General features: G+C 71.9%; 25 protein-coding genes. 13 read left to right on the top strand and 12 right to left on the bottom strand.

Going from position 1 to position 26719, the window contains the following annotated elements; all coding sequences use genetic code 11:
* Nucleotides 1–691 precede the first annotated feature (691 nt).
* Together V6D49_RS11050 and V6D49_RS11045 are read left to right on the top strand one after the other, a co-directional pair.
* The gene (locus V6D49_RS11050) at nucleotides 692–1270 is read left to right on the top strand and encodes a hypothetical protein (protein WP_340559187.1); all 579 of its coding nucleotides are present in this window, start codon (nucleotides 692–694) and stop codon (nucleotides 1268–1270) included.
* 92 nt (nucleotides 1271–1362) lie between these two features.
* The gene (locus V6D49_RS11045) at nucleotides 1363–1716 is read left to right on the top strand and encodes a hypothetical protein (RefSeq protein ID WP_340559185.1); all 354 of its coding nucleotides are present in this window, start codon (nucleotides 1363–1365) and stop codon (nucleotides 1714–1716) included.
* Here V6D49_RS11045 and V6D49_RS11040 read toward each other — a convergent pair.
* Entirely contained in the window at nucleotides 1695–2249 is a 555-nt protein-coding gene (locus tag V6D49_RS11040; RefSeq protein WP_340559183.1) for a hypothetical protein, read from the bottom strand. The two genes, V6D49_RS11045 and V6D49_RS11040, sit on opposite strands and share 22 nt — an antisense overlap.
* Before the next feature lie 163 nt (nucleotides 2250–2412).
* On the opposite strand from V6D49_RS11040, the gene hemL reads away from it, so the two are divergent.
* From hemL to ccsB, 6 genes are all read left to right on the top strand, one after another.
* A complete protein-coding gene (gene hemL, locus V6D49_RS11035) occupies nucleotides 2413–3732 on the top strand; it encodes a glutamate-1-semialdehyde 2,1-aminomutase (RefSeq protein WP_340559182.1) in 1320 nt (439 codons plus the stop codon).
* Nucleotides 3729–4475: a histidine phosphatase family protein gene (locus tag V6D49_RS11030; protein ID WP_340559181.1), complete on the top strand. Its 747-nt coding sequence runs from the start codon at nucleotides 3729–3731 to the stop codon at nucleotides 4473–4475. The genes hemL and V6D49_RS11030 overlap by 4 nt, the downstream gene beginning before the upstream one ends.
* A 97-nt stretch (nucleotides 4476–4572) precedes the next feature.
* Nucleotides 4573–5187, top strand: coding sequence for a TlpA family protein disulfide reductase (locus V6D49_RS11025; RefSeq protein WP_340559179.1), 615 nt, complete (start codon nucleotides 4573–4575; stop codon nucleotides 5185–5187).
* Between the two features lie 18 nt (nucleotides 5188–5205).
* Nucleotides 5206–5970: a cytochrome c biogenesis CcdA family protein gene (locus V6D49_RS11020; RefSeq protein ID WP_340559177.1), complete on the top strand. Its 765-nt coding sequence runs from the start codon at nucleotides 5206–5208 to the stop codon at nucleotides 5968–5970.
* A 4-nt stretch (nucleotides 5971–5974) separates the two neighbouring features.
* The gene (gene resB / locus V6D49_RS11015; protein WP_340559175.1) at nucleotides 5975–7759 is read left to right on the top strand and encodes a cytochrome c biogenesis protein ResB; all 1785 of its coding nucleotides are present in this window, start codon (nucleotides 5975–5977) and stop codon (nucleotides 7757–7759) included.
* Nucleotides 7760–7764: 5 nt separating this feature from the next.
* Nucleotides 7765–8892: a c-type cytochrome biogenesis protein CcsB gene (gene ccsB / locus V6D49_RS11010; RefSeq protein WP_340559173.1), complete on the top strand. Its 1128-nt coding sequence runs from the start codon at nucleotides 7765–7767 to the stop codon at nucleotides 8890–8892.
* An 11-nt stretch (nucleotides 8893–8903) separates the two neighbouring features.
* On the opposite strand, the gene V6D49_RS11005 is transcribed toward ccsB, so the two are convergent.
* Together V6D49_RS11005 and V6D49_RS11000 are read right to left on the bottom strand one after the other, a co-directional pair.
* Nucleotides 8904–10148 (bottom strand): hypothetical protein, encoded by a 1245-nt coding sequence (locus V6D49_RS11005; protein ID WP_340559171.1) that lies wholly within the window; start codon nucleotides 10146–10148, stop codon nucleotides 8904–8906.
* A gap of 163 nt (nucleotides 10149–10311) precedes the next feature.
* The gene (locus V6D49_RS11000; protein WP_340559169.1) at nucleotides 10312–10656 is read right to left on the bottom strand and encodes a PLD nuclease N-terminal domain-containing protein; all 345 of its coding nucleotides are present in this window, start codon (nucleotides 10654–10656) and stop codon (nucleotides 10312–10314) included.
* 141 nt (nucleotides 10657–10797) lie between these two features.
* Here V6D49_RS11000 and V6D49_RS10995 point away from each other — a divergent pair, with 141 nt between their 5' ends.
* The 3 genes from V6D49_RS10995 to V6D49_RS10985 all read left to right on the top strand — a co-directional run bounded on the left by V6D49_RS10995 (nucleotide 10798) and on the right by V6D49_RS10985 (nucleotide 13708).
* Nucleotides 10798–12243, top strand: coding sequence for a menaquinone biosynthesis decarboxylase (locus V6D49_RS10995; RefSeq protein ID WP_340559167.1), 1446 nt, complete (start codon nucleotides 10798–10800; stop codon nucleotides 12241–12243).
* Complete coding sequence (mqnP, locus tag V6D49_RS10990) at nucleotides 12240–13160, top strand: menaquinone biosynthesis prenyltransferase MqnP (RefSeq protein ID WP_340559165.1); 921 nt, start codon at nucleotides 12240–12242, stop codon at nucleotides 13158–13160. Before V6D49_RS10995 ends, mqnP begins: the two co-directional genes overlap by 4 nt.
* 149 nt (nucleotides 13161–13309) lie before the next feature.
* Nucleotides 13310–13708, top strand: coding sequence for a Uma2 family endonuclease (locus V6D49_RS10985; RefSeq protein ID WP_340559163.1), 399 nt, complete (start codon nucleotides 13310–13312; stop codon nucleotides 13706–13708).
* 96 nt (nucleotides 13709–13804) lie between these two features.
* On the opposite strand, the gene tnpA is transcribed toward V6D49_RS10985, so the two are convergent.
* Nucleotides 13805–14233 carry an IS200/IS605 family transposase gene (gene tnpA, locus V6D49_RS10980; RefSeq protein ID WP_340559161.1) on the bottom strand — a complete coding sequence of 143 codons (429 nt, stop codon included), beginning with the start codon at nucleotides 14231–14233 and terminating at the stop codon, nucleotides 13805–13807.
* 24 nt (nucleotides 14234–14257) lie between these two features.
* Here tnpA and V6D49_RS10975 point away from each other — a divergent pair, with 24 nt between their 5' ends.
* Nucleotides 14258–15502 carry an RNA-guided endonuclease InsQ/TnpB family protein gene (locus V6D49_RS10975; protein WP_340559159.1) on the top strand — a complete coding sequence of 415 codons (1245 nt, stop codon included), beginning with the start codon at nucleotides 14258–14260 and terminating at the stop codon, nucleotides 15500–15502.
* A 32-nt stretch (nucleotides 15503–15534) separates the two neighbouring features.
* A complete protein-coding gene (locus V6D49_RS10970) occupies nucleotides 15535–15675 on the top strand; it encodes a hypothetical protein (RefSeq protein WP_340559157.1) in 141 nt (46 codons plus the stop codon).
* Nucleotides 15676–15703: 28 nt separating this feature from the next.
* Here V6D49_RS10970 and V6D49_RS10965 read toward each other — a convergent pair whose 3' ends face one another.
* The 8 genes from V6D49_RS10965 to scoE form a co-directional block, all read right to left on the bottom strand.
* Nucleotides 15704–16516, bottom strand: a complete 813-nt coding sequence (locus V6D49_RS10965; protein ID WP_340559155.1) for an ABC transporter ATP-binding protein — start codon at nucleotides 16514–16516, stop codon at nucleotides 15704–15706.
* On the bottom strand, nucleotides 16513–17475 hold the full coding sequence (locus V6D49_RS10960; RefSeq protein ID WP_340563870.1) for a FecCD family ABC transporter permease: 963 nt from the start codon (nucleotides 17473–17475) through the stop codon (nucleotides 16513–16515). The genes V6D49_RS10965 and V6D49_RS10960 overlap by 4 nt, the downstream gene beginning before the upstream one ends.
* A 119-nt stretch (nucleotides 17476–17594) precedes the next feature.
* Nucleotides 17595–18695: an ABC transporter substrate-binding protein gene (locus V6D49_RS10955; protein WP_340559153.1), complete on the bottom strand. Its 1101-nt coding sequence runs from the start codon at nucleotides 18693–18695 to the stop codon at nucleotides 17595–17597.
* A 96-nt stretch (nucleotides 18696–18791) separates the two neighbouring features.
* The gene (locus tag V6D49_RS10950; protein ID WP_340559151.1) at nucleotides 18792–23279 is read right to left on the bottom strand and encodes an amino acid adenylation domain-containing protein; all 4488 of its coding nucleotides are present in this window, start codon (nucleotides 23277–23279) and stop codon (nucleotides 18792–18794) included.
* Entirely contained in the window at nucleotides 23269–23535 is a 267-nt protein-coding gene (locus V6D49_RS10945; RefSeq protein WP_340559149.1) for a phosphopantetheine attachment domain protein, read from the bottom strand. The genes V6D49_RS10950 and V6D49_RS10945 overlap by 11 nt, the downstream gene beginning before the upstream one ends.
* A 94-nt stretch (nucleotides 23536–23629) precedes the next feature.
* Entirely contained in the window at nucleotides 23630–25231 is a 1602-nt protein-coding gene (locus V6D49_RS10940) for a long-chain-fatty-acid--CoA ligase (RefSeq protein ID WP_340559146.1), read from the bottom strand.
* On the bottom strand, nucleotides 25228–25797 hold the full coding sequence (gene scoD / locus V6D49_RS10935; RefSeq protein ID WP_340559144.1) for a (2E)-enoyl-ACP glycyltransferase: 570 nt from the start codon (nucleotides 25795–25797) through the stop codon (nucleotides 25228–25230). The genes V6D49_RS10940 and scoD overlap by 4 nt, the downstream gene beginning before the upstream one ends.
* Complete coding sequence (gene scoE / locus V6D49_RS10930; RefSeq protein WP_340559142.1) at nucleotides 25794–26717, bottom strand: (3R)-3-[(carboxymethyl)amino]fatty acid oxygenase/decarboxylase; 924 nt, start codon at nucleotides 26715–26717, stop codon at nucleotides 25794–25796. Before scoE ends, scoD begins: the two co-directional genes overlap by 4 nt.
* Nucleotides 26718–26719 lie beyond the last annotated feature (2 nt).

The raw sequence follows: 26719 nt of genomic DNA, 5'->3' as shown, positions 1-26719 counted from the left end.
GCTACGGATTGCCCGCGTTCCGGGAACTGATCTCTCGGATATCACGAAGTGGCAGTTTTTGGACGACCTGCAGAACGCTTGGATGTTGGGCGAATCGGAAGGCACAGATGCACTCGTCGGTGTTGCCAACGAGTTCAGTGTGTCGCGCTGGAAGGGCGCCTTCGTTCTCATCAGCCAGGACAGCACTGAGGCATTCAGCAACAAGATTCGTATGTGGTTTCGACTGCAATAATCCGGCAGGCCCTTTCGGGTCCTGGTCGGGCAACGATGAAGTCTACAGAATGCCCGAAACGGGTCCTTGGGGAGTTTACAAGGATGCCGATGTGTTCGCGTACAACGCACATGTGCATAACACGCTCACATCGGGTGATCGGTACACGTTGTCGTACAACGTGAATCATTTCGACAGTAGGGTTAGTCCTGAGGGTGCGCACTACCGCGACCCGGGCATTTACAGGCCACGATTTATTTCCTTCCGGCTTGTAGAGGGTACTGGTGCATCCGCTTCGGAGCTTAGGCTGGAGGAGTCATCCAGCAGCCCAAGCTTCAGTTCGAAGCAGCAGCCGCCTCCCTGCACAACGTGCAGGGGCATCCCCCGGTAGGGAATCCAAGCCACATGGCCCTGAATACTCGAGGAAACGTCCGCCGGCCGGTTCTTATGCGCCGCCGGCGGGCGCTTCGAATCGTTACCGTGCTTGCTTTCGCCATGACATTTTCCAGTTCTTGCTCCAGTGAAAGAGAAGAGCATACATCAAAAGGCGGGCCATTGAGTGCAGAAACTAAAGCCGGCGTGACTTCTGTTGATGCGCCTGAAAAGATGCCCTGGACTGCAACTTTCGGTTCATTCTTGCTCTGTTCCACGACAGGAACAAAGATTACTCTCGAAGAGGTCAGATACGAGACACTTGTTGAGCCGTTTAATATCTCGGTTGTGATGCGAGAAGCTCCACCAGGTTCTTCCCCGGTGTCCAGTGCCTCTGGCCCCCCATCGAGTCTCGACGGGGGAGAAGGCTTGGCGGGTGAGATTGAAGAGTTCAAGAAGGGGTGGATAATAGATCAACGCTGCGATGTCAATGCAGGTGGCTTCACGGAGTTGCTTTTCGTTGTAGAATCTGGCAAATTCGGTGGGCATATTCGTCAGGCATGGCTTGACTACGAAGCTGGTGGTAATCCGTACACCTTGAAGATCGACTGGCAGATGATTACTTGTGGAACCAAGGTGGAGCCCGTAGATGGTTTGGATCGGTGTGAGATCAAGGCCGTCCCGTAGCTGCTGTCACGGGTGCGATGATCTTGCCGCGTTTTAGGGAGTGTCCGACGGGTCTGCAGAGTGACCTTGGCAGGCTCCTAGGCTGTGGCGCTATGAAGAACCAGCTCACCCATGAGGCCAGTGCCTTCATCACTTTCCGGAACTACAAGTTCCAGGATCGGAGGTCACACGGCTACAGGTGGGTCGACATCAAGCATCTGCGGATCCCGACTGAGCCCGGCGAAGCCCAGGAACCGGCCGTTTCGGTTGCTCGGGTCGTGATGGGCACGTTGATGGCCCGGGTGTCGCGTCGGGTGGGCGCGGGGCTCCACGACTCCAGTCGAGATGGTGTTGCTCGCAAGGATGGGAACGCGCTGGTCAGTCGCGTCCTGCCCGCCCCGCCCGGCCGACGTCGTCGGCCGGGCGGGGCCTGGTGCGTGGGGCTTCAGGGCCAGACGAGGCAGTAGGCCTCGTGGCCGGCTTCGTGCAGGCGGTGGCTGAAGTCCTGCCACTGGTGCAGGAGTTGGTAGACGTTGTACGCGTCGCTGGGACCGCCTCGGTCGGGGACGGTCGACCAGATGAACGCGGCCGCGCCGACGGACTCCTCGCCGACGCCGCGCAGCGGGTCGACGACCGTCATCGGCAGTTTGACGACCGCGTAGTCGGGGTGCAGGACGACGAGCTCCAGGGGCGGGACGCGGTGCAGGGGTATGCCCTCGATGCCGGTGAGCACCATCGCGGCCATCGTCTCCGGCTTGATCCGGGTGAACATGCCGTGGCCGAGCTCGTCACCGCCGAGCTCCTCGGGGCGCATGGACAGCGGCACCCGGGCGGCCGTGGCGCCGTCGGGCGCGCCGAAGTACTTGTAGGTCACCTCCATGCGGCCCCCGCCACTGCCGAAGTCCTCGCTCTCCGCCGCCTCCCCCCGGTGCCGGCCCCGGGGAACGCGTTCCGGCTCGAGGTCTCCGGCGCCATCGCCCGGTCCGCCTCCGCGCTGCATGTCACCACCCGACTGTTCGCCGCATCATCCCCCGGACACCGTCCAGGGGCACCCCCCAGCCGCTCGCGGCGTGCGCCGCGCGACCCGATCATCGTCTCAGAGACCTCCCCCGCCCACGGCCGCCGAAACGCCCGGCCGCACACGCGCACGAGGCTCTGTCACCATGGCCTCTGTGAGCTATCCGTACCAAGCACCAGTATCGCAGTCCCTCTTCGACCGTGCGGCCGTCGTGACACCGGGAGGCGTGAACTCTCCGGTGCGCGCCTTCGGGGCCGTGGGCGGTACGCCCCGGTTCATGGTCTCCGGTTCCGGGCCGTACCTCACGGACGCCGACGGGCGGGAGTACGTCGACCTCGTCTGCTCCTGGGGGCCCATGATCCTCGGGCACCGGAACCCGGCGGTGCAGGAGGCCGTGGAGGCCGCCGTCGCCCGGGGTACGTCCTTCGGCACGCCCGGTGAGGGCGAGGTCGAGCTCGCCGAGGAGATCGTCGCCCGCATCGCGCCGGTGGAGCAGGTGCGGCTGGTGTCCTCCGGCACGGAGGCGACGATGTCCGCGATCCGGCTGGCGCGCGGCTTCACCGGCCGGGCGAAGGTGGTCAAGTTCGCCGGCTGCTACCACGGCCACGTCGACGCCCTGCTGGCCGCCGCCGGCTCCGGCGTGGCGACGTTCGCGCTGCCGGACACCCCGGGCGTGACGGGCGCGCAGGCGGGCGAGACGCTGGTGCTGCCCTACAACGACCTGGACGCCGTGCGGGAGGCGTTCGTCGCGCACCCGGGCCAGATCGCGTGCGTGATCACCGAGGCGTCGCCGGGCAACATGGGCGTCGTCCCGCCGCGCGAGGGCTTCAACGCGGGGCTGAAGGCGCTGTGCGAGGAGCACGGTGCCCTCTACGTCTCCGACGAGGTCATGACGGGTTTCCGGGTCTCGAAGGCGGGCTGGTTCGGGCTCGACGGCGTCGTGCCGGACCTGATGACGTTCGGCAAGGTCATGGGCGGCGGCTTCCCCGCCGCGGCCTTCGGCGGCCGGGCCGACGTCATGGCGGCCCTCGCCCCGGCCGGCCCCGTCTACCAGGCGGGCACGCTCTCCGGTAACCCGGTGGCGACGGCGGCGGGCGTGGCGCAGTTGCGGCAGCTCGACGACGCGGCGTACGCGCGGCTGGACGCGACGGCCGCCACGCTGCGCGGCCTGGTCACCGAAGCGCTGACGAAGGAGGGCGTCGCCCACACCGTCCAGCGCGCGGGCAGCATGTTCTCCGTGTTCTTCACCGACCGGCCGGTCACCGACTACGCCGGGGCCCGCACGCAGGACGCGTTCCGCTTCACCGCGTTCTTCCACGCCATGCTGGCCGCCGGGGTGTACCTGCCGCCGTCCGCGTTCGAGTCGTGGTTCGTCTCGACGGCGCACGACGACGCGGCCGTCGAGCGGGTCGCCGCCGCGCTTCCCGCCGCCGCGCGGGCCGCCGCCGAGGCGGTGCCGGCATGACGGCGCCGCGCCGGGGCGACGGGCCCCTCTCGCCCGACCGGGACAAGACGGTCACGGTCGTGCACCTCGTGCGGCACGGTGAGGTGGAGAACCCGAAGGGCATCCTCTACGGCCGCCTCCCCGGCTACCACCTCTCCGACCTGGGCCGCTGGATGGCCGACCGGGTCGCCGAGTCGCTGGCGGGCCACGACATCGCGCACGTCGTCGCCTCCCCGCTGGAGCGGGCGCAGGAGACGGCCGAGCCGATCGCGAAGTCGCACGGTGTGGACGTCGGGGCGGACGAGCGGCTGATCGAGGCGGGCAACTTCTTCCAGGGCAAGACGTTCGGCGTCGGCGACGGCGCTCTGCGCCGGCCCGGGAACTGGCGGCACCTGCGCAACCCCTTCAAGCCGTCCTGGGGGGAGCCGTACATCGAGCAGGTGGTGCGGATGTCGGCCGCCCTGGACGCGGCGAAGGACGCGGCCCGGGGCCGGGAGGCGGTGTGCGTCAGCCACCAGCTGCCGATCTGGACGGTGCGCAGCTTCGTCGAGCGCCGCAGGCTCTGGCACGACCCGCGCAGCCGGGAGTGCACGCTCGCGTCGCTGACGAGCTTCACCTACGTCGGCGACACGATCGTCGCCGTCGCCTACAGCGAACCGGCCCGCGACCTCGTGCCGCCGCACCTGCTCGCCGGGGCCCGTCCGGCGAAGCGCAGGGCGCCGCGCGCGGACGGTTCCGGGCGCGCCAAGGGGTTCGGCGCCTGAGCCCGGCGAAACCTCACGAACCGTGGCTGAACAGGGCGGACGTTCGGGACAAGGGGGGCGCGGGCAGGCGTTCGGATGCGCATGCGAAACTTTTCACATGAGTCTCCGCCGCGCCTCCTGGCGCCCTCCGCACCGCCGTGCCACGGCCGTCGCAGCGGCCGTCGTGGCGTCCCTGGTGTCCCTGGCCGCCTGTGGCTCCGGGGACGGGGTGAGCTCCGGTGACGCCGCCGGTTACGTCGCGGGTACCGGGCAGATCACCGAGGTGCCCGAGGGGCAGCGGGTGGCGGCGCCCGACCTGGCGGGGGAGGGCGTGGACGGCAAGGAGCTGAAGCTCTCCGACCACCGCGGCGAGGTCGTCGTGCTCAACGTGTGGGGCTCGTGGTGCCCGCCCTGCCGGGGCGAGGCGCCGAACTTCGCCAAGGTCTCCGAGGACCTGGCGGACGAGGACGTGCAGTTCCTCGGCATCAACACCCGGGACCTGGACGTCGCCAACGCGCAGGCGTTCGACCGCACCTACGGGATCGAGTACCCCAGCTTCTACGACCCGAGCGGCAAGCTGATCCTGAAGTTCCCCAAGGGCAACCTCAACCCCAAGGCCATCCCCTCCACGCTCGTCCTCGACCGGGAGGGCAGGATCGCGGTGCGCGCGCTCAAGGCGCTCACCGAGGAGGAGCTGCGGGAGATCATCGAGCCCGTCATGGCCGAGAAGTAGCCGGGGGACGCCGGCCCCATGCACGTTCTCGCCGCCGCCACCGACCCGAACCAGACGGTCGTCTCCGGAGCGCTGCTCCTCGCCCTGCCCATCGCGCTGTTCGGCGGGCTGGTGTCGTTCTTCTCGCCGTGCGTGCTGCCGCTCGTGCCCGGCTACCTCTCCTACGTCACCGGCATCGGCGGCAGCGACCTGGCCGACGCCCGGCGCGGGCGGATGCTGGGCGGCTCGGCGCTCTTCGTCCTCGGCTTCACCGCCGTCTTCGTCTCCACGGGCGCGCTGTTCGGCTACTTCGGCGACACGCTCATGGCGCACCAGGACGTGATCACGAAGGTGCTGGGCGCCCTGGTGATCGTGCTGGGGCTGTCCTTCATGGGTGTGCTGCCCTGGTTCAGCCAGCGGGAGTTCCGCCTCCACCGCAGACCCGCCGTCGGGCTGGTCGGCGCACCCGTCCTGGGCGTGCTGTTCGGGCTGGGCTGGACGCCGTGCATCGGCCCGACGCTCACCGCCGTCAACGCCCTCGCGATGCAGGAGGCCAGTGCCCTGCGGGGGGCGGTGCTGATGGTGGCGTTCTGCCTGGGGCTGGGGCTGCCGTTCATCCTGGCCGCCGTCGCCTTCCGCAAGGCGCTCGGGGCGTTCGCCTGGGTCAAGCGGCACTACGCGCTGGTCATGCGGATCGGCGGTGGCATGCTGGTCGCCGTCGGACTGCTGCTGGTCACGGGGATCTGGAACGAGATCGTCTACGAGCTGCAGGTGTGGTCGTCCGGCTTCACCGTGGGGATCTGAGGGCATGAGCGATATCGACACCTCCCGCGCCGAGACCGCCACCGGCACCGGGCCCGACGTGGGCGAGGCCGACCGGGACGCCGACGAGCGGGCCGCCGGGGCGCAGCTGTCCACCACGCCGAGCGAGGACGCGCCCGCGGCCGCCGGCATCGGCGTGCTCGGCTGGCTGCGCTGGTTCTGGCGCCAGCTCACTTCGATGCGGGTCGCGCTGCTGCTGCTCCTGCTGCTGGCCCTGGCCGCCGTGCCGGGCTCGGTGATCCCGCAGAACGGTGTGGACCAGCTGCAGGTCGACCTGTTCAAGGAGGACAACCCCGGGCTGTCGGCCGTCTACGAGAAGCTTCAGCTCTTCGACGTCTTCAGCTCGGTGTGGTTCTCGGCGATCTACCTGCTGCTGTTCGTCTCGCTGATCGGCTGCATCGTCCCGCGCAGCTGGCAGTTCGTCGGCCAGCTGCGGGCGCGTCCGCCGCGGGCGCCGCACCGGCTGGACCGGATGCCCGCGTACGCGACCTGGCGGACCGACGCCGCGCCGGACGACGTCCTGGCCGCCGCGCACCGGACGCTGCGGAGTGGCCGCTTCCGCGTCGCCGAGGGGGACGGCGCCGTCTCCGCCGAGAAGGGCTACCTGCGGGAGGCGGGCAACCTCCTCTTCCACCTGGCGCTCATCGTCATGCTGGTGGCCTTCGCCGTCGGACAGCTGTGGAGCGTCGAGGGCGGCAAGCTGATCGTCAAGGGCGACGGCTTCGCCAACACCCTCACCCAGTACGACGACATCTCCGCCGGCGGTCTCTACGACTTCGAGGACCTCGACGACTTCGGCTTCACCCTCGACGACTTCCACGCGACGTTCGAGCCGTCCGGCCCGCAGAAGGGCACCCCCCGCGACTTCCGGGCGGACGTCACCTACTGGGACGGCGCCGAGGGGGCGGAGCGCGAGGACTCCATCGAGGTCAACGACCCGCTGGAGATCGGCGACTCCAAGGTCTACCTCATCGGTCACGGCTACGCGCCCGTCGTCACGCTCACCGACGGCCAGGGGGACCTCGCCTACCGGGGACCCGTGCCGTTCCTGCCGCAGGACATCAACGGCACGGCGACCGGCGTCATCAAGATCCCCGACTACCGGGACGGGGAGGGCGAGCCGGAGCAGCTCGGATTCGTCGGCCGGTTCACCCCCACCTACGGGCTGAACGCCGAGCTCGGCCCGCACTCCACGTTCCCGGCGCTGAACTACCCGGTGCTGGCCCTGTCCGCCTACCACGGTGACCTGGGCGTGGACGCCGGCCTGCCGCAGAACGTCTACAAGCTCGACCAGCGCAAGATGGAGCCGTTCACCGGCGCGGACGGCGACATCCTGCGCAAGTCGCTGCGCCCCGGTGAGTCCTGGGAGCTGCCGGACGGCGCCGGGACGCTGACGTTCGAGCGCGTCGAGCGCTGGGCCTCGTTCAACATCGCCCAGAAGCCCGCGAGCGGCTGGGCGCTTGCCGGATCGCTCGCCGCCATCGCCGGGCTCGCGGGCTCGCTGTTCATCCAGCGCCGCCGCGTGTGGGTCCGGGCCCGGCGGGACGGCGACGGGCACACCGTCGTCGAGCTGGCCGGGCTGGGCCGCAGCGAGTCCGCGCGGCTGCCCGAGGAGCTGGACCGGTTCGTGGCCACCCTGACGGCCGACGCCGCCCCCGCCGCTGACGCCGCCCCCGATCCCGCCGACCGCGCCGCGTCCGGCGCCGACGGCAACGACCCCTCGCCGGACGGCGGCTCCGCCGTCGGCGCCGACCCCCGCCGAAGGAGCTGACCGACGTGAACCTCGCCGCGGCGAACAACCAGTCACTGGCCGACTTCAGCACCGTGCTCATCTACTCGGCGATGGCGGTCTACGTCCTCGCCTTCCTCGGCCACATCGCCGAGTGGACCTTCGGGTCGCGCAGCAAGGTGGCCCGCACGGCCTCCGCGCTGAGCCCGCGCCGCCGGTCCGTCGTCGCCCCGGAGGTCCGGGCGAAGGCGGCGGCGGGCGCCGCCGGGGCCACGGGCGCCGCCGGGGCGGAGCAGGCCGGTGGCACCGCCGTCCTGGACCGGCCCAAGGTCGTCACCCGCTCGGCCAGTACCCGTGCCGACGTGCCCGACGGGCCCGGCGCGGCGGCCGGCGACACCCAGGGCGACCTGTACGGGACGATCGCCCTCGCCCTCACCATCCTGGCGTTCCTCGTCCACGCCGCCGGCGTCGTCACGCGCGGGCTGTCCGTGCAGCGTGTGCCGTGGGCGAACATGTACGAGTTCTCCACGACGTTCTCCATGGTCGCCGTCGCCGCCTACCTGGGCCTCGTGGTCGCCAAGAAGAACGTGCGCTGGATCGGGCTCCCGCTGGTCACCACCGTCCTGCTCGACCTCGGTCTGGCCACCACCGTCCTGTACGCCGAGAGCGACCAGCTGCCGCCCGCGCTGGACTCGTACTGGCTGGTCATCCACGTCTCGCTCGCCATCCTCTGCGGCGCGCTCCTCTACCTGGGCACGGTCGGCACCGTCCTGTACCTCTTCCGCGACCGCTACGAGGTCAAGCTGGAGGCCGGCCGGCAGCCCGGCGCGTTCGCCACCTCCGTCCTGGAGCGGCTGCCCTCGGCTGCCTCGCTGGACAAGTTCGCGTACCGCATCAACGCGGCCGTCTTCCCCTTCTGGACGTTCACGATCGTGGCCGGCGCCATCTGGGCCGAGAGCGCCTGGGGCCGGTACTGGGGCTGGGACCCGAAGGAGGTCTGGTCCTTCATCACCTGGGCCGCCTACGCCTGCTACCTGCACGCGCGGGCGACGGCGGGCTGGAAGGGGCGCAAGGCCGCCTACCTCGCCCTGGCCGCCTTCTCCTGCTACCTGTTCAACTACTACGGCGTGAACTTCCTCTTCAGCGGCCAGCACTCCTACGCCGGCGTCGACTGAGCCGGCCGGCGTCAGGCCAGGTAGGCGCGCCACCCGTCGGCCGGGGCCCGGCCGACGGGCAGGGCGCGGAGCTTGGCCAGGACGGCGGGGTCCTGGGCGTCCAGCCAGTCCACGAGCTGGCGGAACGACACCAGCCGCGCGTCCGGGTAGCTGCCGTCCGTCATCCGCTTGAGCGACTCCTCGACGGCGTCCATGTAGATGCCGCCGTTCCACTCCTCGAAGTGGTTGCCTATGAAGAGCGGGGCCCGGTTCGTCTCGTAGGCGCGCAGGAAGCCCTGGACGTAGGTCTCCGTCGCCTGCTCGCGCCAGGCCGGGTACTCGGCGGGCGGGCCCTTCGTCGTCCCGCCCGACTGGTTGACGAGGATGTTGTAGTCCATGGACAGCACCTCGAAGTCGCGCCCGGGGAAGGGCAGCGACTGCAACGGCAGGTCCCACACGCCCTGCCGCTTCTGCGGCCACTGCTGCAGCCCGCCGGGGGAGCTGGAGTCATAGCGCCAGCCCAGCTCGGCCGCCGCCGGGAGCAGGTTCTCCTGGCCCAGCAGGCAGGGCGTCCGCGCCCCGATCAGCTCCTTGCCGTAGTCGAACGGCAGCGGCTCCAGGTCCGTGAACCCGGTGTTCGTCCGCCACTGCGCGACGAACGCGTGGGCCTGCTCGATCTCCGAACGCCACTCCTGCGGCGTCCAGTGCTCGACGGAGCCCTCGCCGCCGCAGAAGTGCCCGTTGAAGTGCGTGCCGATCTCGTGGCCCTCCAGCCAGGCTTCCCGCAGGTTCTCAAGCGTCCGCCGGATGTTGGCGTCCTTGAGGTAGCCGATGTCGGAGGCGCCGACCGGGTTGTTCGGCGGGCGGTACCTGGCCTGCTTGGACTCGGGGAGGAGGTAGAGGCCGGAGAGGAAGAACGTCATCGCCGCCTCGTGCTCCCGGGCCAGCTTCCGGAACCGGGGGAACAGCCCGTTGCCGACCTCCCCGGCGCCGTCCCACGAGAAGACGACGAACTGCGGCGGCTTCTCGCCGGGCTCCAGCGGGGTGGGGGCGGGCGGCTGGTTCGGCTGGGGCCCGGTGTCGGCGGTGGAGCCGTCACCGATCGGCTTCGGCTCCGGGGTGTCGGTGCTCTTGCCCGGCCCCTCGCCGTCGGCCGTGGACGTCGGGCCGGGGTCGTCCCGCTGGAACGGTCCGGCGCAACCGGCCAGCCCCGTCGCGAGGGACGCCGTCGCGGCGGCTCCCAGCCCCAGCAGCGTCCGTCGCTCCATGCCTGCCATGCCTCTCCTCGGGTGCGGATGCGTTATCGCCAAGGAGGGAGTCTGCGTCCGGCCGGTTCCTTCCGGCCAGGGATTTGCCCAGTATTTTGCGTGCTTCCGCCGGGCAGGCGGGCGGGCGTCACCCGGGGTGGTGCGGGGCGTCACCGAGGGTGCGCGGTGCGGGTCAGCGCGCGGGCGGTGGGTCCTCCGGCCCGGCGTCCTTCGGCGCCGGACCCTCGTCCGGGCCGGGCTTGCCGTCGCGCTCGTCGAGCGACTTCAGGAAGTGCGGGTTGTCGTCGGGCGCCACCCAGCGGCGCTCCTCGGAGCGGACCGCGCCGTAGGGCGCGTTGCGGCGCGGGCGCCCGGCGATGAACCACGCGATCGGGCCCAGCGGCGTGAACAGCAGGATGATGAGGATCCACGCCACCTTCGGCAGCTTCCGCACGTCCCGTTCGGGAGTGTTGAGGCACTCCACGAAGGCGTAGATCCACACCGCGAGAAGCAGCAGGACCGGCAGAACCTTCAGCATGTGGACAGCCCCCAGAGCAGGTGACCCCGCGCGAGTTCCGCGCGGGCGAGCGCGGCGTACGGCACCAGCCTACGGCGCCCGGGCCGCCGCCGTACGCGCCCCGGCGTCGACGAGTATCCGGCATGCCGGATACTGGGACGTATGGCTTTCGACGATCTCCGTTCGCTGCTGCGGGCGCTGGAACGTGACGGTGACCTCAAGCGCGTCAAGGCGGAAGTCGATCCTCACCTGGAAGTGGGCGAGATCACCGACCGCGTCAACAAGGCGGGCGGTCCGGCGCTGCTGTTCGAGAACGTCAAGGGCTCGACGATGCCGCTGGCCATGAACGTCTTCGGCACCGACCGGCGGCTGCTCAAGGCGCTCGGCCTCGGCTCGTACCAGGAGATCGGCGAGCGGATCGGCGGACTGCTGAAGCCGGAGCTCCCGCAGGGCTTCGTCGGCTTCCGGGAGGCGTTCGGGAAGCTCGCCGGGATGACGCACGTCCCGCCGCGCAAGGTCAAGGACGCGCCGGTGCAGGACGTCGTCCGCATGGGTGACGACGTCAACCTGGACGAACTGCCCGCGCTGTTCACCTGGCCCGAGGACGGCGGCTCCTTCTTCAACCTGGGCCTGACCCACACGAAGGACCCCGTCAGCGGGGTGCGCAACCTCGGCCTCTACCGGCTCCAGCGCCACGACCGCCGCACCATCGGCATGCACTGGCAGATCCACAAGGACAGCCGCAACCACTATCAGGTGGCCGCCCGGCGCGGCGAGCGGCTTCCCGTCGCCATCGCCTTCGGCTGCCCGCCCGCCGTCACCTACGCCTCCACCGCGCCGCTGCCCGGTGACATCGACGAGTACCTCTTCGCCGGTTTCGTGTCGGGCAAGCGCGTCGAGATGGTGGACTGCAAGACCGTGCCGCTCCAGGTCCCCGCCCAGGCCGAGGTCGTCCTGGAGGGCTGGCTGGAGCCGGGGAAGATGCTCCCCGAGGGCCCCTTCGGGGACCACACCGGCTTCTACACGCCGCAGGAGGACTTCCCGGCGCTGACGATCGACTGCGTCACCTCGCGCAAGCGCCCGCTGCTCCAGTCGATCGTCGTCGGCCGCCCCCCGACGGAGGACGGCCCCCTCGGCCGGGCCACCGAGCGCTTCTTCCTCCCGCTGCTCAAGGTGATCATCCCGGACATCGTCGACTACCACCTGCCCGAGGCGGGCGGCTTCCACAACTGCGCCATCGTCTCGATCGACAAGAAGTACCCCAAGCACGCGCAGAAGGTCATGCACGCCGTCTGGGGCGCGCACATGATGTCGCTGACCAAGCTGATCATCGTCGTCGACTCCGACTGCGACGTCCACGACCTGCACGAGGTCGCCTGGCGCGCCCTCGGCAACACCGACTACGCCCGCGACCTCAGCGTCGTCGAGGGCCCGGTCGACCACCTGGACCACGCCTCCTACCAGCAGTTCTGGGGTGGCAAGGCGGGCATCGACGCCACCGCGAAGTGGCCGGAGGAGGGTTACACGCGCGGCTGGCCCGAGATGGTCACCTCCGACCCGGAGACCGCCGCGAAGGTCGACCGGCGCTGGCGGGAGTACGGGCTGTGAGCGCCGCGGGGGCCGTGACGGGGCCGCCGCCCACCCCGGCACCGTCCGGCCGCGTCCGGGCGTTCCTGCGCCTGGTGATGGTCGAGCACTCGATCTTCGCGCTGCCGTTCGCCTACATCGCCGCACTCACCGCGATGTACCGGAACGGCGGCTCGGTGCAGTGGTGGACGCTGCTGCTGGTCACCGTCGCCATGGTGACCCTGCGGACCTTCGCCATGGCGGCCAACCGCATCATCGACCGTGAGATCGACGCCCGGAACCCGCGCACCGCCTCCCGCGAACTGGTGACGGGCGCCGTCTCCGTGCGCACCGCCTGGACGGGCGCCCTCATCGCGCTCGCCCTCTTCCTCGGCGCGGCGGCGCTGCTCAACCCGCTCTGCCTCGCGCTCGCCCCGCTGGCCGTCGTCCCGATGGTCGTCTACCCGTACGGCAAACGCTTCACCACCTACCCGCACGCCATCCTGGGGCTCGCCCAGGCGATCGGCCCCATCGGCGCCTGGCTCGCCGTCACCGGCGCCTGGTCCTGGGACGCGGTGCTCCTCGGCCTCGCCGTCGGAGTCTGGATCGGCGGTTTCGACCTGATCTTCGGCTGCCAGGACGTCGCCGCCGACCGGGCGGAGGGCGTCCGCTCCGTGCCCGCCCGCTTCGGCATCGCCGCCGCCCTGTACGCCTCCCGCGCCAGCCACGTCGTCACCCTGGCCCTGCTTGTCTGGTACGCGCTGGCCACGGACGCGGGCGGGTTCTTCTGGGCGGGCCTCCTGATCGTCGCGGTCGCCTTCGTCTACGAGCACAGCATTGTGCGCCCCGGCGACCTCTCCCGCCTCAACCGCGCCTTCTTCACGGTGAACGGTTTCATCGGCATCGCGCTCTTCGTCTGCGCCCTCACCGACCTGGCGCTCCGGGGCCTCACCCTCTGACCCCTCTGAACTCTCTGAACCCTCTCTCTGACGGAGGGGCGCCGCCGCACGTCACCCGTTCGGGTGTGGCATCCCCGGTCCCGGCCGCTGCGGTACGGGGACCTTCGTAGCCTCGGCTCGTACCATGAGGGCAGGGAAGGGAGACCTCCGTGACGATCTCGGATTCGGAACGCCTGCGCTCGCAGCTCAGCCGCCTGGAGGACATGTTCCCGGGCTACAAGACCGAGATTGTCGAGGGCAACATCATGATGAGCCCGCTGCGTCCGTTCCACAATCAGCCGATCATGCCGTTGTGGAACGACCTGGAGCTCCGGCTCCCGGCCGAATGGGCCGTCATCAGCGACGTCACCGTGCCGATCAACGCCGAGTTCGAGTTCTGCCCGGATCTCGCGGTCGTGCCCACGCCCGCCCGTGACGAGAACCGCAGCGCCTACGGGCCCGATCTCGTGGAGTTCGCCGCCGAGGTCGTGTCGCCGTCGAGCGTGCGCAACGACTACGAGATCAAGAACGTGCAGTACGCCCGAGCGGGCATCCCGGTCTACCTCTGATCTTGGCCAGTGCTCCGCCCTTCAGGGCGGGGGTGAAGGCCATCTTTGACGCGCAGGCGCGAAGCGCCGGAGTTCGCTGCGCCTTTGCCATGACGGTCAGACAGGCCGCTTCTGGTTCTCGATGTACTGCTTGACCACGGTCAGCGGTGCGCCGCCGCAGCTTCCGGCGAAGTAGGAGCCGGACCAGAAGTGTCCGCCCCACAGGTACCGCCGGACGTGGCTGTCGTACTCCTTGCGCAGCATCCGGGCGGATACCCCCTTGAGGGAGTTGACCAGCTTGGAGAGCTGGACCTTGGGCGGGTAATGCACCAGGAGGTGCACGTGGTCGTCCTCGCCGTAGAACTGCTTCAGCTCGGCCTCGAAGTCCGCGCACACCTCGCGCATGATCTCCTCGCACCGCGTCAGCATGGCGCCAGTCATGGCCTTGCGCCGGTACTTCGTGACAAAAACCAAATGCACATGAAGGTTGTAGACGACGTGACGACCCGTGCGCACATCGGGATCGGGGTTCCATCGTGGTGACATAAACCAAAGGGTATAGTGATCGGCGTGCAGCTTCGGTACAGCTTCCGCGTGTACCCGAGCGCCGGTCAGCGTACGGCGTTGGCGAGGGCGTTCGGGTGTGCTCGGGTGGTTTTCAACGACGCCCTTCGGGCTCGTGAGACCGCCCGCGCCGCCGGGTTGCCGTTCGTCCCCTCCGGCGAGTTGTCCAAGCAGCTCACCGCCTCGAAGAAGACTCCCGAGCGGGCATGGCTCGCCGAGGTGTCGTCGGTCGTGTTGCAGCAGTCCCTGCGGGACCTGGACACCGCCTACAAGAACTTCTTCGACGGCCTCAAGGGCAAGCGGCCGAAGATGGGGCCGCCCCGGTTCAAGTCCCGCAAGGACACCCGACAGTCGGTCCGGTTCACCGCGAACGCCGGGTGGAAGATCACGACCGGCGGGAAGCTCCGGCTCCCCAAGGTCGGCGACGTGCCGGTCAGGTGGTCACGCTCCGTGCCGTCCGTGCCGTCCACGGTGACCGTGGTCAAGGACAGTGCCGGCCGGTACTTCGCCTCGTTCGTGGTCGGGACCGAGACCGAGACGCTGCTCGCCACGGATAGCGTGGCCGGCATCGACCTGGGGCTGACCCACTTCGCGATTCTGTCGGACGGCACGAAGATCGACAGTCCCCGCTTCCTGCGCCGGGCCGAGAAGAAGCTCAAGAAGGCGCAGCAGGATCTCAGCCGCAAGGCGAAGGGGTCGAAGAACCGGGCGAAGGCCCGGATCAAGGCTGCACGTGCCCACGCGCGGACCGCCGATGCGCGGCGCGAGTTCCACCACCAGCTCTCCACGAAGATCATCCGCGAGAACCAAGCGGTTGCAGTGGAAGACCTGGCGGTCAAGGGCCTCGCCCGCACCCGCATGGCCAAGTCCGTACATGACGCCGGATGGTCGGCGTTCACCACGATGCTGGAGTACAAGGCCGCCCTGTATGGGCGCACCTTCCACCGCATCGGCCGCTTCGAGCCCACGTCTCAGGTGTGCTCGCAGTGCGGCGTCAAGGACGGCCCCAAGCCCCTGCACATCCGAACGTGGACATGCGGGGCTTGCGGGACACACCTTGACCGGGACATCAACGCGGCGGTCAACGTCGCGAAGGCGGCCGGACTGGCCGTGTCAGCCTGCGGAGCGCGGGTAAGACCGGGACTCGTCCCGGCACAGCGCGAAGAAACAGGAACCCACCCGAAGACGAGCCGGGCATCCGGCAGCCAGGCGGGAATCTCCGTCCTTCAGGGCGGAGAGGATGTCAACTGATCTTCGACCCGTACCAGGCGCACTGCGTCACCATGTGGAACCCCGGGTCGGACGGATACCGGGGACGGGACACGTTCCCCTACGGCGGGACGGTGTCGGTGGAGACGCCGGTCGGCAAGCTGAGCTTCGACACGGCGGCCCTCCCCGTCGACCGGGGCACCGCCGGCCGGTAGCGGGAGGCGCACGCGGCGGGGACCGCGCTCAGGCGCTGAGTCCGTCCCGGACGGGTGCGGGGGCCGGGGCGCCGAGGGGGTCGGCGGCGTAGGTGACGCGGATGACGCCGTCGTCGTGCCGGCGGACGGTCGCCGCGACGCCGAACACGTCGGCCAGCAGCGCGGTGGTGAGGGTCTCCAGCACCGGCCCGGAGGCGACCACGGTGCCCTCGTGCAGGACGACGACCCGGTCGCACAGCCGCACGGCGAGGTCGAGGTCGTGCAGGACGGCGAGGGTGGTGACGCCCGTCGAGCGGACCAGCTCCAGCAGCTCGAAGCGGGCGCGGATGTCGAGGTGGTTGGTCAGCTCGTCCAGGACGAGCAGCCGGGGGCGCTGGACGAGGGCGCGGGCGAGCAGCACGCGTTGCCGTTCTCCCCCGGAGAGCGAGGCGAACTCGCGCTCGGCGAGGTGTCCGGCGGTGCAGGCGGCGAGGGCTTCGCGGACGGCGCGGTGGTCGCCCGCGTCGTCCCGGCCGAACAGCCCGTGGTGCGGGGTGCGGCCCATGGCGACGACCTCGCTCACGCTGAGCCCGACGGGGTTGCCGGTGCCGTCCTGGAGGACGGCCGCCGTGCGGCAGGCGGCCTGGCGGGCGCTGAGCCGCCACACGTCGTCGCCGCAGACGCGGACGGCGCCGCGCTCGGGGCGCAGCGAGCGGTACACGGCGCGCAGCACGGTGGACTTGCCGCTGCCGTTGGGGCCGACGAGTCCGACGACCTCGCGGTCCGCCGCGTCGAGGGTCACGTCGTGCAGCACGGGTCGGCCGCCGAGGGCGACGCACAGGTCCTCCACCGTCAGTTTCACGCGGCGTCCAGGGAGGTGTTGCGGCGCAGCAGCCACAGGAAGAAGGGGGCGCCGAAGAACGCGGTGAAGATGCCGATGGGCAGTTCGTTGGGCCGGTCCACGGTGCGCGAGAGGAGGTCGACGGCGACGAGGTAGCCCGCGCCGGTGACGGCGGCGAGGGGCAGCAGCCTGCGGTGGTCCCCGCCGCAGCTCAGCCGGACGAGGTGCGGGACGACGAGCCCGACGAAGCCGATGCCGCCGGCCACCGCGATCACGGTGCCGGTGAGCAGCGCGGCGAGGACCAGCAGCACGGCGCGCAGCCGGTGGACGTCGACGCCGAGCGCCGTGGCCGACTCGTCGCCCATGAGCAGGGCGTTGAGCCGCCGGGCCAGGAGCACGAGCACGGCCGTCGTCGTGAGGATCACGGTGGCGGCGACGGGGAGTTGCTGCCAGCTCGCCCCGGAGACGCTGCCGAGCATCCAGAACATGACGGACCGCAGCTCGCCCGGGGTGGCCCGGAGCTGGAGGTAGCTGGTGGCGGCGAGGAAGAGGTAGCCGATCGCCACCCCGGAGAGCACGAGTCGGGTGGGGGCGAGCCGTCCGGCGCGGCGGCCGAGGAGGAAGGCGAGGGCGGCGGAGAGCACGGCGCCCAGGAAGGCGGCCGAGGAGACGCCGATCCAGCCGACGGTGAGGGGCAGGAAGGACAGGGCCAGGACGGCCCCGAAAGCGGCGCCGGAGGAGACGCCGAGGACGTACGGGTCGGCGATGGGGTTGGCCACGACGGCCTGGAGCACCACCCCGGCGACGGCGAGCCCGGTGCCCGCGAGGGCGGCGAGCAGGACGCGGGGGACCCGGAAGTCCCAGATGATCTGGGTGTGGGTGGGGTCGGTGCCGGTGCCGCCGGTGAGCTGGGCGAGGACGATGCGCCAGGTCTCGTCCGGCGGCACGGAGACGGAGCCGACGCCCACGGCGATCAGCATGAGGGCGAGCAGGGCGAGGGTGAGCCCGAGCAGGAGGACGGGCAGGGGCGGGGTGGGTCGGGCCCTCGGGGTGGCGGGGGCCGTGGGCGGGCGGCGGGCCGTCGGGGCGGTGGCCCTGGTCATCGGACGGCTTCGGGGTGCAGCAGGGCCGCGACGCGTTCGACGGCGAGGTGGTTGGAGGGCCCGAGGTAGAGGGAGTCGGACAGGACGGTGTACCGGTCGTCGCGGGCCGCCGGCCACTGCGGGAAGGTGTCGAGCAGCTCGCGGGCGTAGGCGTCGGCGTCGTCACCGGGCTGCCAGGCGACGACGACGACGGCGTCCACCGGCTTCGCGGCGAGCTGCTCGGGGCTGAGGTCGGCGAACATCGTGGCGGAGGCGTCGGCGAAGGCGTTGCGGCCCCCGGCCTTGGCGAGGACGTCGTTCCAGATGCCGCGCGCGGCGACGGAGCTGTACTGGTTGGCGCCCATGCTCATGTTGGCGAAGATGACCAAAACGTCGGGCGTGTCCGCCGCGCTCCCGCCCTGCTTCCCCCCGGCCTCGCGCACGGCCCGGGCGGTCTTCCGGATGTGCCGTTCGGAGGCTTCGATGCGCTGTTCGGCCCGGTCGCGGACGTCGAAGACGGCGCCGAGGTCGCGGAGGAGGGCGTAGCTGTCCTCGATGGTCGGCGGGTCCTTCACGGCCGCGCGTTCGTCGCAACCCGTGCGCGGAACGTAGGTGTTCGCCCCGGCCTCGGCCAGCTCCTCGCGGGTGGCGAAACCGTTCTCCGAGCGGAAGCCGAAGCCGGTGGTGGAGAGCACCAGATCCGGCGCGAGGTCGAGCATCGACTCCCGGGGGAAGTCGTGCAGTTCGTTGCGGCGGACGTCGCCGGTCGGCAGCCCGTCGATGGCCTCGGCCCGGCCCTCCACCTCCGAGCGGCCGTAGCTCTGGGCGTTGGCGACGATGCGGTCCTCCAGGCCGAGGTCGAGCAGCGTCGAGACCTCGGCCACCGAGGCACCGTTCATCACCACCACGCGTTCGGGGGCCTCGGTGAAGGTCTGCTCGACGCCGCAGACGTCCAGGGTCACCGGGTAGCCCTCGCCCTCCCACGCGTCCCGGTCGCCGACGGCGGCCGGCCCGGCCGAACCGGTCGTGGTGCTGTCGGCCGGGGCGCAGGCCACCGCGCCGAGGCAGGCGGTGGCGAGCACCGTGCCCAGGGCGAGGGCGGTGCGGAACGAGGGCATGGCGACTCCAACGCACGGCGGGGGACGACGTCCTTCCGTGCAGTAGTCGGACGGCGGGCGCCCCGGGTTCCCGGTGAACGCCCGCCGTCCGTCACGTCACCCGCGCTCGGCCGGTGCGGGCAGCGCACCGGTGGCCACGCAGTGGTCGAGGTAGCGGAAGACCAGTTCGCGGTCCGGGGCCGGGCACGTCAGCCCGCTGCCGGCCAGCGCCGCCGCGGCCCGCTCGGCGCGCACGGTGCCGATGTCGAGCGTCTCGGGGCCCGCGCCGCCGCCGGTGTCCGGGGCCTCCCAGGAGTCGAAGAAGGACAGCGTGGTGGCGGCCACGCCCTCCCGTGTGGCCGAACGGGCGGTCAGCTCGGCGTGCCAGCGGGCGATCGGCACCGAGCGCACGGGGTAGCCGTAGGCGCGCAGCGACGCGTACAGCTCGCTGAGCCGGACGGGCGGCGCGGGGGCGTGGTTGAGGACGCCGCCGGGCGGCTCGGGCGCGAGCATCACCCGGACCAGGGCCCGGGCGACGTAGTCCACGGGTGTCCACACCTCCCGCTCGAACAGCTCGGGCAGGACGCCGTGCGGCACGCCGGTGCGCAGCACCGCCCACAGCACGTCCTGCGGGTTGACGTACCCGCTGCGGGCTTCGCCCGTGACCCGCCCGAGCCGGTGCACGGTCACCGGCAGCCCCTGCTCGGCGGCCCCCCGGGCGAGCTGCTCGGCGACCCACTTGGACTGCTGGTAGCCCGTGACCAGGCCCGGGTGCGAGGGAAGGTGGTCCTCGGGCACCTCGGCGGCCGCCGCCCGGGGCGGGGCGACGGACAGCGTCGAGACCAGGTGGAACGGGACGCCCCGGGTGGCGGCCAGCGTGAGCAGGTCGCGGGTGGCCACCACGTTGGGGGAGCGCAGGGAGGCGTACTCGCGCATGACGCTGACCATGGCCCCGTTGTGGCAGACCAGGTCGACGCCCGCGGCGAGGTCGGCCCAGGCGGCCTCGTCCAGCCCGAGCCGGGGCCGGGCGAGGTCGGCCGGGAGCGGCACGATGCGCTTCGCCGCCTCCGGCTCGGGCGTCAGGCGCTGGGCCGCCAGCGCCTCCTCCAGCCGCCGTCCGGCCGCCTCGGCGTCCGGGGCACGCACCGGGCAGACGACCTCCGCCGTGGTGCGGCGCAGGAGTTCGGCCAGGAGCTGGGCGCCGACGAAGCCGGTGGCGCCGGTGAGCAGGACCCGCCCGGGGCCCTCCGCACCCGTGTCCGGGCGGGACGGCACCGGGCCGGGCAGGCGCAGGACGGCGTCCTCGAGCGCCTGAGCGGGCGGCCCGGCAGCCGTCGTCCCCGCCCCGCCGGGGTTCGGGGCGGCGGCGTCCGCTCCCGCGTCCGGGCCGGTGCCGGCGGTGTCGGCGGCGTCGAGGGCGTCGAGGGCGGCGGCGAGCCCGGCGGCGGTGGGGTGCTGGAAGAGCGTCGCCACCCGCACGTCCCGGCCCAGCCGTACCGTCAGCCGGTTCGCGGCCTGGATGGCCTGGAGCGACTGGCCGCCCGCGTCGAAGAAGTCGTCGTGCGCGGTCAGCCGCCGTCCGCCGAGGGCCTGTTGCCACACCTCCAGGATGCCGCCGACGGTCTCGCCGAGGGGCTCCGGCTCCGCCGACGGCTCCGGGTCGGCCGACGGCTCCGGGTCGGACGGGCCGGACGGGCCGGACGCGTCGGGCGGGGTGAGGGCCCGGCGGTCGATCTTCCCGGTGCCGGTGCGGGGCAGCCGTGCGGCCGGGACGAACAGCGCGGGCACCAGGGTGGCGGGCAGCACCGCCCGGGCGTGGGCCCGCAGCTCCGCCTCGTCCGGGGCCGGGGCCTCGGTGACGACGTGGGCGACCAGCCGCTTGGTGCCGTCGGGCAGCTCCTGCCCCACGACGGCGGCCTCCCGCACCCGGGGGTGGCCGAGCAGGGCCGACTCCACCTCGGCGGGCTGCACCCGGTGGCCGCTGAGCTTGAACTCGTCGTCCGCCCGGCCCAGGAAGCGCAGCAGGCCGTCCGCGCCGAACGCGACGAGGTCCCCGGTGCGGTAGGCGCGCGGGCCGCCCGGCAGTTCGGTCAGCGGGGCGAAGGCGGCGGCCTGCTGTTCGGGGCGGCCGAGGTAGCCGAGGGCCAGCGAGTCGCCCAGCAGGTACAGTTCGCCGCCCGCCTCGGGGCCGGAGTCGCCCGGGGTCACGACGGCCACGGTGGTTCCCGGCAGGGGCAGGCCGATCGGCACCTCGCCGCGCGGGAGTTCCGGGTCACCGAGGTCGGCCACGGTGGCCACCACGGTGGCCTCGGTGGGCCCGTAGGTGTTGAGCAGCCGGACCGAGTCGCCGACCGTGTCCCGCCAGCGGTCCACCCGCTCCGGGTACGCGCTCTCGCCCCCGATGACGACGGTGTGCAGACTCGCGGGCAGCGTGACGGCACGGCCCGCGACGGCGTAGGCGAGTTCGTTCCAGTAGGCGGTCGGCAGGTCGAGGACGGTGACCCGGTGTGCGGCACAGGCCCGCAGCAGGGCGTCGACGGACTCGGTCATCTCCGCGGTGCGCAGGACGAGCGTCGCCCCCGCGCACAGGGTGACGAACAGCTCCTCGACGCTCGCGTCGAAGTGCAGCGGGGCGAACTGGAGCACCCGGTCCTCGGTGGTGATGCCGTAGCGCTCCGTCGCCGCCGCGACGAACCGGGCCAGCGAACGGTGGCCGACGCGCACGCCCTTGGGGGTGCCGGTGGAGCCGGAGGTGAAGATGACGTAGGCCGCCTCCCCGTGCTCCGGCTCCGGCTCGGCACCGGGCTGCGGATCGGCGCCCGGCTCGGCACGGGGCTCGGGCTCGTCGAGCAGCAGGAGCCGGACGCCCGGCGGCACCCGGTCGGCGTGGGCGCGGAGGGTGACGACGAGGGCCGGTTCGGCGTCGTCGAGCAGGGCCGTGGTGCGGGCCGCCGGGGCCGCGACGTCCAGCGGGCAGTAGGCGGCCCCGGCGGCGAACGCGGCGAGGACGGCGGTGACCGCCGCGGCCCCGCGTGGCAGCAGCACCGCCACGAGCGCCCCGGTCCGCACGCCGTGCCGGGCCATGCGTCCGGCCAGGGCCTGGGCGTCCCGGTCCAGTTCGGCGTAGCTGAGGACGCGGTCGCCGTCCACCAGCGCGGGCCGGGGGCCGTCCTCGGCGACCCGGGCGGCGAACAGCTCCGGCACGCTGCGGACGGCGTCGGGCAGCGGGCCGCCGCGCAGGACGGTGACCCGGCGGCCGGGGGCGGGGCGCGGCGCCCGCCCGGCGACGCTGCCGGGGCCGGGGCCGACGAGGTCATCGGCCGTGCCGTTGCGCAGCAGGTCGAGCAGCTCCCCCGCCCGGTCGGCGAGTTCGGTCTCCGCGTACAGCTCGGGGTGGGCGTCGAACGCGAGGCGCAGACCGCCCTCGCCCCGGTCGTAGACGTTGACGGAGAAGTCGTCCACCGGCCCGGCGGTGAGGTTGTGCGCGGTGCTGGTCGCCTTCCCGAAGGTCAGCGCGTAGTCGAAGGGCATGAGGTTGACGCCCGGCCCGGACAGCCGCCGCTGGGCGCCGATCAGTCGGGTGTCCCGGCGCAGTTGCTCGTAGCGGTAGCGCTGGTGCCGGGTGGCGGCGCGCAGTTCGGCCGCGGCACGCTCCGCGAGCTCGCGAAGCGTGTCGCCGGGTCCGACGGGCAGCCGCAGCGGGAGGATGTTGCGGACCATGCAGGGCACCCGCAGGCTGACGGAGCCGAGCCGGGCGGCGGCCGGGACGCTGAGCACGACCTCCGGCGCACCGGTGTGCCGGTGCAGCGCCGCCGCCGTGCCGGCCAGGACGAGGTCGGGCCAGGTGACGCCGAGTTCTCCGGCGAGCGCGCGCAACCGGGCGGAGTCCCCGGGGCCGAGGTCGGCGACGTGGCGGCGGAAGCCGCGGGCGGGCAGGGCGGTCCGGCCGCCCGCCGCGAAGGTGGGCACGGACGGCCGGTCGGCGAACCGTTCCGTCCAGTACCGGCGGTCGCGGGTGTGCCGCTCCGAGGTGAGGTAGGCGCGTTCCTCGGCCAGCACCGACTCCAGGGTGCCGAAGGTGCGTTCGGCCGGTTCCGTCCCCGCGTCGAGCGCCGTGTAGACCTCGGCGACGCGGCGGGCGACGAGCGAGAGCCCGTAGCCGTCCAGGGCGATGTGGTGCACCCGGTGGTACCAGAGGTGCTGCTCGGGACCGGTGCGGAACAGGGCGTGGGCGAAGACGGGTTCGGCGCTCAGGTCGACGCGGCGGTCGAGGTCGGCGGCCATCCGGGTGTGCGCGGCGGCGTGCGGGTCGGGCGTGCCGGTGAGGTCCGCGTACTCCACCGTCGCGGGCCCGTCGTCCAGCAGGTGCTGGCGCGGGACGCCGTCCGTGACGCTGAACCGGACCCGCAGGGCGTCGCTCTCCGCCACGGTGCGGCGGACCGCCGCCTCGAAGCGGGCCGGGTCGAGGGGGCCGTCGATGACGAGGTACTCGGCGGTGTTGAAGGCGGCGCTGTCGGGGTCGAGCTGCTGGGCGGCCCAGATGCCCCACTGGGCGGCCAGCAGGGGCAGCCCGGGCGTCGTGGCGGCGGCGGGGTCAGCGGCCATCGGGCACCGTCCGCGTCATCCGCTGCACCAGCAGCTCCCACCACTCCTGGAACGAGCCGCGCTCGGCCAGGTCGATGTAGCCGACCTCGACGCCCGCGGCCCGCCAGCGCTCGGCGAGGGTGCTGACGCGCAGCGAGTCCAGCCCCGCGTCGACCGGTCCCTCGCCGAGGTCGACCTCGGCGGGGCTCTGGTGGAGGAACTCCGCCAGATCGGCCCGGAAGGAGGCCTCGGTGACGGCCTCGACTCGTTCGTTCATCGTCCTCTCCTGGGGTGCGTTTCGGGGGCGGGCGGACGGCCGCGCGGCACGCGGCACGCCGCCCGCCCGGCCGGGCCCGGCACGGGGTGCGGGGTCAGTTGACCTTGCGGTCGCGGCCCGCCCACAGCCGGTCGCGCAGCTCGCGGCGGAGGATCTTTCCGCTGGGGTTGCGCGGCACGTGCGCGATCTCCTCGTAGGCGGCGGGGAGTTTGAAGGCGGCGAGCCGTTCGCTCAGGAAGCGGTGCAGCTCGCGGCGCGTCGGCGGGGTGCCGGGCGCCGGGACCCAGCACGCGTGCACGCGCTCGCCCCAGTGCTCGTCCGGCGCGCCGACGACGACGGCGTCGGCCACGCCCGGGTGCTTCTCCAGGGCGTCCTCGATCTCGGCCGGGTAGACGTTCTCCCCGGCGACGATGATCGTGTCCTTGATGCGGTCCTGGATGAAGACGTAGCCCGCGTCGTCCACGTAGCCCGCGTCCCCGGTGTGGACCCAGCCGTCGACGAGGGTCTCGGCCGTGCGCTCGGGCAGGCCGAAGTACTCGACCATCCGGGCCGGGGTGGCCAGGCAGACCTCCCCGACCCGCCCGGCCGGGAGTTCGGCCCCCTTCTCGTCGACGACCTTGACCCGCACGCCCGGGTAGGGGCGGCCGGCCGCCCGCATCCGGGGCTGCCCGGGGCGGTGGTCGGCCGGCGGCAGGCACACGGCCGTGTTGCCGGTCTCGGTCAGGCCGTAGATCTGGGCGAACTCGGCGCCGAACACGGCGAGGCTGCGTTCGAGCAGGTCCTCGGTGATCGGTGAGCCGCCGTAGACGATCTTCCGCAGGCCGGTGAAGTCCGCGGGGTCGACGCGGGATTCGGTGAGCAGCAGTCGCAGCATGGACGGGACGACGCAGGCCGTCGTCACCCCGTGCTCGCGCAGGGTGTGCGCGGCGTCCCGGGCGGTGAACGTGGGCAGGGCGACGACGGTGGCGCCGCTGGCCAGGTTCTGGGTGGCCCACCACAACCCGCCGACGTGGAAGCCGGGGATGCCGACGAGGCTCACGTCCTCCGGCCGCCAGTCGATCCAGTCGACGTCCGCCTCCGCCATGGCGGTGCGGACGGCGGCGAAGGAGCGGTGGGCCAGGACGACGCCCTTGGGCAGCCCGGTGGTGCCGCTGGTGTAGAGCTGGACGACGGGGGTGTCCGCCGTGGGCTCGACGAGGCCCGCCCCCTCGGCCGTGCCCTCGGGACCCGCCGTCTCCGCCGCCGACGCGTCCGCCGGTTCGTCGGCCGACTTCCAGCGGGCGTACGCGTCCTGCCGGTCGTCGCCGAGCAGCACGTGCCGGGGCGGCCGGGCGGCGTCGTCCACCTGCCGCAGCAGGTCCTCGAAGGCGGTCTCCAGGAACACCAGCGCCGAGCCCGAGTCGGCGAGGATGTGGGTGACCTCGGTGGCGGTGAGCCGCCAGTTGAGCGGCACCAGGACGGTGCCGCTCAGGGCGCAGCCGTAGAGGATCTCGTAGTAGCGCTCGGACTCCTTGCCCAGGTAGGCCACCCGGTCCCCGGGGCGCAGGCCCGCCGCCCGCAGCCGTCGGGCCACCCGGTCCCCGGCGGCGAGGAGTTCGGCGTAGGTGAGGGTGTGCGGGCCGCAGCGGACGGCCGGGTGCCCGGGGCGCTGCTCGGCCTGGGCGCGCAGCGACTCGACCAGCGTGGGGAGCGTCATGCGCCCTCCGCCCCGGCGAGGCCGACGAGGGCGAGCTGGACGCCGCCGTCGCAGCGTCCCCCCGCCGCGTCGGCGTAGCGGAACGTGGTGTCGGCCAGCAGCAGCGGCGGGGCGTCGGCGGCCCGCCGGGGGCGGGTGAATCCGGTGAACTCCATGGAGCCGGTGAAGTCGCGCGGGTCGACCGGGCGTCGGAAGTTGCTGCGGAAGCGCACGATGAGGATGTCGGGGAGCTGGTGGCGCCAGTAGTCCTCCAGCGTCCAGTCGGCGAGCTCGGGCAGCAGCCGCTCCTTCACCGACTTGGCGACCGCGTAGTACATCATCTGGTTGTAGGCGATGTTGACCTCGACGGCGTTGAGGTGCCCGGTGTCGTCGATGTAGCAGGACTCCGGGATGGTGAAGGTGCCGTGGACGGCGACCCGGCCGTCGACGGAGCGGGTGACCTCGGCCGTCCTCAGGTAGGCGCAGCCCGGCTTGTACGGCCGCAGCACGCGGGTGAGCAGCGGGCCGTCGGTGGCGTGGGACGTGACCGTGCCGGGGGTGGGGTCCTGGACGCGGACGCCGGTCATCGCGGGCCCACCTCCGGCCCGGCCTGCTCCTCGGGGACGCGCAGCCCCTCGTAGAGCGGCTTCTCGTCGTGCACGGTGACGCGGTAGGAGGCGGTGGGCTCGGGGGTGCTGGTGTGCAGGGCGCGGTGGATGAGGCTGCGGTTGTCCCAGACGAGCAGGTCGCCCTTCTCGAAGCTCTGCAGGTGGATGTTCTCGTGCCGGTACGTGTCGTCCCGCTGCCCGGTGGCCTCGTAGAGGCGGTCCAGCAGCAGGTCGTCGAGCGGCTTGCCGTCCTCGTCCTCGATGCCGACGGTGAAGCCCTCGCTGAGGTAGAGCACCGTCTCGCCGGTCATGGGGTGGGTGAAGGTGGTCGGGTGCGTCACCGGGGGCGACTTGCGCTCGACCTCGTCGATGATCTCGGACAGCGGCCGGTACACGTCGTGCGGGCGGATCTTGAAGTACTTGCGCACACTGTGGACGCAGCGGGTCCCGGCGATCTCCTGCCGCAGGTCCTCGGGCAGCCGCTCGTAGGCGCGGCCCATGTCGATGAAGTACGTGCCGCGGTTGCGCTGCGGTATGACCTGCGGGTAGATGAGCGTGAGCCCGAACGGGTCCGGCATGAACATGTAGTCGGCGTGCCAGAACTTTCCGGTCTTGGGGACGCCGACCTGCTTGCCGTCCTCCGGCACGTTGGAGGAGACGAACACCTCGGGCACCTCGGGGTGCTGGTACATCTCCTCGTAGTACGTCTCCGGGCGGCCGAGGCGGCGGCCGAGGTCCAGGAAGTCGCGAGGGGAGAGGTCCTGCTGCTTGAGCACGACGATCTTGTGCCGGTAGACGGCCTCCTTGAGCCGCGCGACGTCGTCCTCGCTCGCGGTGCGGTGGTCGAAGTCGTCGGCCCGGGCGCCGAGCAGGGCGTCGGTGTGGACGGTGATCTCCATGG

Source organism: Streptomyces sp. GSL17-111 (genome assembly GCF_037911585.1).
Taxonomy (GTDB): domain Bacteria; phylum Actinomycetota; class Actinomycetes; order Streptomycetales; family Streptomycetaceae; genus Streptomyces.
The sequence above is the reverse complement of the archived record's forward strand: the minus strand, read 5'-3'. Positions and strand labels throughout refer to the sequence as shown.